Here is a 6,105-nt window from a genome sequence, read left to right as displayed (position 1 = left end):
GTGGTGCTGCTGGTCGGCGGTGTAGCCCCAGGACTTGCGGCGGATCGCGAAGGTCGTCCAGGCCCGGTCGAAGCGGGTCGCCTCGGCGGTCATCCCCACGTGGGGTGCCGGGCCCGACCCCGTGAGGCGGAGGTACGAGTGGACGAGCGCACCCGGCTGCGGCTGGACGTCGCGTACGACGGCACCGGCTTCTCCGGCTGGGCCGCCCAGCCGACGCGACGTACGGTCGCCGGGGTGCTCGTGGAGACCCTCGACCTGGTGCTCGGCGCGGGGACGGCGACGGGGCTGACCGTGGCGGGCCGCACCGACGCCGGGGTGCACGCCACCGGGCAGGTCTGCCACGTCGATTTGCCCACCGCCGTGTGGCGGGAACACGAGGGGCGGCTGCTGCGCCGGCTGGCCCGACTGCTCCCCACCGACGTGCGGGTGCGGGCGATGACCGAGGTGCCCGCCGACTTCGACGCCCGGTTCTCGGCCACCTTCCGCCGCTACGAGTACCGGGTCACCGACGCGCCGTGGGGCGCCGAGCCGCTGCGCCGGCACGAGGTGCTGGCCTGGCCGAAGCCGCTCGACCTGGACGCGCTGAACGCCGCCGCGGCGGGGCTGGTGGGGGAGCACGACTTCGCCGCGTACTGCCGGCGCAAGGAGAACGCCACCACGCTGCGCGAGGTGACGCGGCTGGACTGGCGGCGGGACCCCGACGGGCTCCTCGTGGCCACCGTGCAGGCCGACGCGTTCTGCCAGGCGATGGTGCGCAGCCTGGTCGGCGCGATGCTGGTCGCGGGGGACGGGCGCCGTCCGGTCGGGTGGCCGGGCAGCCTGCTCACCCGCCGGGAACGTTCCAGCGAGGTGACCGTGGCCCCGGCGCACGGGCTGACCCTGGTCGCCGTGGGCTACCCCGACGACCCGGCCGAGTACGCCCGCCGCGCCGAGGCGACCCGCCGGCTGCGCGTCCCCGTGGAGGGCTGACCGCAGCGCTGCCGCGGACGCACCGGGTCGACCTGGGCGGGTGACCCCGCCGGGGTGCCGAAGTCAACGGGTGCGCGGCCCGGTGGCCCGCGCACCCGTCCACACCCGGGGGCTCGTCACTCGCCCGGCAGCTCGCTCCCGTCCTGTGTGCCGGTGCGGTCCGCGCCCTCGTCGGTCGGCTGGCCGGCCGTCCCACCGGCCGCCCGGCGCTCCAGCACACCCTGGTTGAGGTGCAGCTCGATCATGTCGAAGAGGATCTCTCTGGCCTTCGTGTCGCCCGACCTGATCGCCGCGCCGTTGACGCGGGCGACCACCGCGTACGCGAGGTAGTGGCCGCGCACCTGCCAGCCGACCCGCGCCGGCGCGGTGGCGATCGCCTCGGTGCCGTTGTCGGCCGGCATGCCCCGGAATCGGCCCTGCCGCTCGTCGAGCATCTGCCGGATCCGGTCGCGGGCGCGTTCGGCGCTGGCATGGTCGGTCAGGTTGAACAGGCCGGCGGTCACCAGGTGGTCGCCGTCGGGCGTGCGCAGGGTGGCCCGGACCACCTGGTTGCAGCCGAGCCGGACCAGCAGGTCGGCGACCTCCCCGGTGGCCGCGACCGCGCAGCTCGCGCTGGAGTGGGTCTTCAGCACCCGGTACGCGGGCTGCCCGTCGGCGACGACGAGCTGCGTGCCGGGGAACAGCTCCTTGGCCGTCAGCGGCGCCTGGTCGGTGTCCCGGGAGTCGAGGTCGTGCGCCCCGGCCTCGGCCGACTCGGCCACCTGGGGCTGGCCGGTGGGCGTGGCCTGCGGCGTCCGGTCGCGCTCGACCAGCAGGGCGGCGGCGCCGAGGCCACAGAGCGCGAGCAGCACGAGCACGGCCGCGCCGCCGACCAGCACCTGCCACAGCCGGCCGCCGCCCCGCTGCGGCACGGGCCGCTCGGCCGCCACGGGTGCCTCGACCGCCACGAATGCCTCGGTGGCCACGGGTGCCTCGGCCGCTACGGCCGGCTCGGCCGGTGCCGGCGACACCTGCACGTCCGGCGGGGCCTGCGGGGCCTGCCCGTCCGGCGGCGCCTGCGGGACCTGCGCGCCCGGCGGGGCCTGTGGCTCCGGTGAGGCCGGCGGGGCTGGCGAGGCCGGCGGGGCTGGCGAGGCCGGCGGGGCCGGCGGGGCCGGCGGGGCCGGTGGGGCCGGTGGGGCCTGCGGGTCGGGCGGTACCTCTGCCTGGGGCGCCGGCGGTGCCTGTGGCGCTGGCGGAGTCTGTGGCGCTGGCGGAGTCTGTGGCGCTGGCGGCGGCGTCTGCGGCGCCTGTGGTGCTGGTGCGTGCTGCGCGGGGGACACCGGGACCGAGGCGCGGACCGGCTCCGGCTCGGCGGGGGGCAGCGTGACCCGGTTGGGCCGGGGCAGCGACGGCGTCGGGAAGCGGGACGGGGAGGGGCCGGCCGGCGGACCGGCACCGAGCACCGAGCGGCCGGACCGGGGCTCTGGGTACTCCATGAATGCTTCCTCATCGGACTCGTACCGATACACCATGTCGCCCAGGGTAGGAGGGCATTGCCCCTTTAGGGGGTAATAACGGGAAATTGGGTGCCTGACTGTTTCGTGTCGTGCTGTGGCCGCTCCTCGGCCCCGGACCGGCCGGTGGCGAGGGCGGTGCGAGAATTGCCGGCGTGACCGGCGACCACTACTTCACCGCTGAACCCGCGACTGCCGCCCACCCGCGTGAGGTCGAGTTCGCCGTCGCCGGCCGCGACTACACCCTGACCTCCTCCGGAGGGGTCTTCTCCGCCGCCCGCCTCGACCCCGGCACGGCGGTGCTGCTGCGCAAGGCGGAGCTGCCGTCCGCCGACACGGCCGGCGCCCTGCTCGACCTCGGCTGTGGCTTCGGGCCGATCACCTGCGTGCTGGCCACCTCGGCGCCGTCGGCGACCGTCTGGGCCGTCGACGTCAACGAGCGGGCCCGGGAGCTGACCGCCACCAACGCGGCGCGGGTCGGCGCGGCCGACCGGGTACGCGTCGCCACGCCGGACGACGTGCCCGCCGACGTGACGTTCGCCCAGCTCTGGTCCAACCCGCCGATCCGGGTCGGCAAGGACGAGCTGCACCGGATGCTGCTGCGCTGGCTGCCCCGGCTCGCCCCGGACGGCGTCGCCTGGCTGGTGGTCGCCCGCCACCTCGGCGGCGACTCGCTGCACCGCTGGCTGGCCGACCAGGGCTGGCAGGTCGAGCGGCACGCCAGCCAGAAGGGCTACCGGGTGCTGCGCGTCACCCGATAATTGGTTGGGCCGCCCGGCGGGTGCTCGGGCAGGATGCCGGCGTGGGATACGTGGACGTGGCAGCCGTCGGGCATCTCCTCCCCGACGGGCGGGAACTCTTCACCGACGTCTCGTTCCGGGTCGGGGAGGGCGCCAAGGTGGCCCTGTTCGGGCCGAACGGCGCCGGCAAGACGACGCTGCTGCGGATGGTCGCCGGCGACCTGCCGGTGAAGACCGGCGCGATCGCGCGGGCCGGCGGGCTGGGCGTGATGCGCCAGTTCATCGGCATGATCGGCGACGAGTCCACACTGGCCGACCTGGCGCTGTCGCTCGCCCCGCCGGCGCTGCGCGACGCCGGCCGCCGGCTCGCCGAGACCGAGGCGGCCATGCGGGCGGCCGAGGTCCGCGGCAAGTACAGCACCGCCGCCGGCAAGGCCCAGCTGGCGTACGCGGACGCGCTCGCGGCCTGGGGCGAGGCCGGTGGGTACGACGCCGAGGTGCTCTTCGACACCGTCGCCACCATCGTGCTCGGCCTGCCGTGGGACGGCGCCCGGGAGCGACCCGTCCGGACCCTCTCCGGCGGCCAGCAGAAGCGCTTCGCCCTCGAACTGCTGCTGCGCGGCCCCGACGAGGTGCTGCTCCTCGACGAGCCGGACAACTTCCTCGACGTGCCGGGCAAGCGCTGGCTGGAGGGGCGGCTGCGCGAGTCGGCCAAGTCGGTGCTCTACGTCTCGCACGACCGGGAGTTGCTGGCGCACACCGCCGACCGGGTTGTCGCCGTGGAGGGCGGCAGCGCCTGGGTGCACCCCGGCGGCTTCGCGAGCTGGCACTCCGCCCGCGTGGCCCGGCACGCCCGCCTCGACGAGCTGCGCAAACGCTGGGACGAGGAACACCAGAAGCTGCGCGAGCTGATGCTGATGTACAAGCAGAAGGCCGCGTACAACGACGGGATGGCCTCGCGCTACCAGGCCGCGCAGACCCGGTTGCGCAAGTTCGAGGAGGCCGGGCCGCCGCCCGTACCGCCGAAGGACCAGGACATCCGGATGCGCCTGACCGGCGGGCGGACCGGCAAGCGCGCGGTGGTCTGCGAGCAGCTGGAACTCGACGGCCTGACCTACCCGTTCGACCTGGAGATCTGGTACGGCGACCGGGTCGCGGTGCTCGGCGCCAACGGCACGGGGAAGTCGCACTTCCTCCGGCTGCTCGCCCGCGGCGGCAGCGACCCCGACCCGGCCAACGGCCCGGTCGACGGCGCGGCGGCGCTCGCGCCGGTCGCGCACGACGGGGTGGCCCGGCTCGGCGCGCGGGTGCGCCCCGGACACTTCTCGCAGACCCACGACCGGCCGGAGCTGATGGCGAAGACCCTCGTGGAGATCCTCTGGCGGGGGGACGACCACCGGGCCGGCATGGACCGGCACGCGGCGATGGCGGCGCTGTCCCGGTACGAGCTGGCGGGGCAGGGCGACCAGCGCTTCGGCACCCTCTCCGGCGGGCAGCAGGCGCGGTTCCTGGTGCTGCTGCTGGAGCTGTCCGGCGCGACGCTGCTGCTGCTCGACGAGCCCACCGACAACCTCGACCTGGCCTCGGCGGAGGCGCTGGAGGCCGGGCTGACCGCGTTCGAGGGGACCGTCGTGGCGGTGACCCACGACCGCTGGTTCACCCGCTCGTTCGACCGGTTCGTGCTGTTCCGGGGCGACAACGAGGTGGTGGAGACCCCGGAGCCGGTCTGGGACGTTGGCTGAGGCATCCTCGGGCGGCGGGCCGGCCGGCATAGGGTGGATCTCGTGACTGAAATGACCTACCGCCGGTTGGGCGACTCCGGGCTCGTGGTGTCCGTCGTCGGCATCGGCTGCAACAACTTCGGCCGTAAGCTCGACCTCGACGGGACCCGGGCGGTGGTCGACGCCGCGCTGGACGCCGGCATCAATTTCTTCGACACCGCCGACATCTACGGTGAGCCGCAGGGCGCCTCCGAGGAGATGCTGGGCCAGGCGCTCAAGGGCCGCCGCGACGACGTGGTGGTGGCCACCAAGTTCGGCATGGACATGCACGGCCTCAACGGCCCCGACTTCGGCGCCCGGGGCGCGCGGCGCTACATCGCCCGCGCGGTCGAGGCGTCGCTGCGCAGGCTCGGCACCGATCACATCGACCTGTACCAGATGCACGAGCCCGACCCGGGCACCCCGATCGACGAGACGCTCGCCGCGCTCGACGATCTCGTCCGCGCCGGCAAGGTGCGCTACCTGGGCAACTCCAACTTCGCCGGCTGGCAGATCGCCGACGCGGACTGGGTGGCCTCGTCCAACGGCCGGGCCCGGTTCATCAGCGCGCAGAACCAGTACAGCCTCCTGGCGCGCGGCGTCGAGGCCGAGGTGGTGCCGGCGTGCGAGCGGTTCGGCCTCGGGCTGCTGCCGTTCTTCCCGCTGGCCAACGGGCTGCTCACCGGCAAGTACAAGCGGAACGAGGCCCCGCCGGCCGACAGCCGCCTCGCCGGTGGCGGCCGGTACGCCGAGCGCCTCGCCGCCGCCGACTGGGACACCATCGAGGCGATCGAGGCGTACGCGAACGAGCGGGGACTGTCGATGCTCCAGGTGGCCATCGGCGGGCTGGCCGCCCTACCGGCGGTGACCTCGGTGATCGCCGGCGCCACCACGCCCGATCAGGTGCGCTCCAACGCGGCGGCGGGCGCCTGGCAGCCCACCGACGAGGACGTCGACGCCCTCCGCGCCATCCTCTGACCCGCCCGCGCGCCGACCCGCGCGCGGGCGGGTCGGCGTGGGCCCCGCCCCCCCCCCCGGCCGGGGGGGGGGGGGGGGGGGGGACGGGGGGTGACCCCCCCCCCGACCCCCCCCCCCGGGGCCGCCCGGGGGTTGGAACCACCCCCAAAGGGCGGGGCGGGG

General features: G+C 75.4%; 5 protein-coding genes. 4 read left to right on the top strand and 1 reads right to left on the bottom strand.

Annotated features, from left to right (window positions below; all coding sequences use genetic code 11):
- The first annotated feature begins 138 nt into the window (after positions 1 to 138).
- On the top strand, positions 139 to 969 hold the full coding sequence (truA, locus tag ABT006_RS34750; protein WP_350712718.1) for a tRNA pseudouridine(38-40) synthase TruA: 831 nt from the start codon (positions 139 to 141) through the stop codon (positions 967 to 969).
- Between the two features lie 116 nt (positions 970 to 1,085).
- Here the strand turns inward: truA and ABT006_RS34745 are convergent, their stop codons facing one another.
- Positions 1,086 to 1,934, bottom strand: coding sequence for a hypothetical protein (locus tag ABT006_RS34745; RefSeq protein ID WP_350712717.1), 849 nt, complete (start codon positions 1,932 to 1,934; stop codon positions 1,086 to 1,088).
- Positions 1,935 to 2,620: 686 nt separating this feature from the next.
- Here ABT006_RS34745 and ABT006_RS34740 point away from each other — a divergent pair.
- The 3 genes from ABT006_RS34740 to ABT006_RS34730 are packed head-to-tail and all read left to right on the top strand — an operon-like array spanning position 2,621 to position 5,943.
- The gene (locus ABT006_RS34740; protein WP_350712716.1) at positions 2,621 to 3,226 is read left to right on the top strand and encodes a class I SAM-dependent methyltransferase; all 606 of its coding nucleotides are present in this window, start codon (positions 2,621 to 2,623) and stop codon (positions 3,224 to 3,226) included.
- A gap of 41 nt (positions 3,227 to 3,267) precedes the next feature.
- Entirely contained in the window at positions 3,268 to 4,947 is a 1,680-nt protein-coding gene (locus tag ABT006_RS34735; RefSeq protein ID WP_350712715.1) for an ABC-F family ATP-binding cassette domain-containing protein, read from the top strand.
- A gap of 33 nt (positions 4,948 to 4,980) precedes the next feature.
- Positions 4,981 to 5,943, top strand: a complete 963-nt coding sequence (locus ABT006_RS34730; protein ID WP_350712714.1) for an aldo/keto reductase — start codon at positions 4,981 to 4,983, stop codon at positions 5,941 to 5,943.
- Positions 5,944 to 6,105: the final 162 nt, after the last annotated feature.

The sequence above is a fragment of the Micromonospora sp. NPDC002717 genome (genome assembly GCF_040295705.1).
GTDB lineage: Bacteria > Actinomycetota > Actinomycetes > Mycobacteriales > Micromonosporaceae > Micromonospora.
Note: the sequence above shows the minus strand (reverse complement) of the source record. Positions and strands in the feature narration are given on the sequence as shown.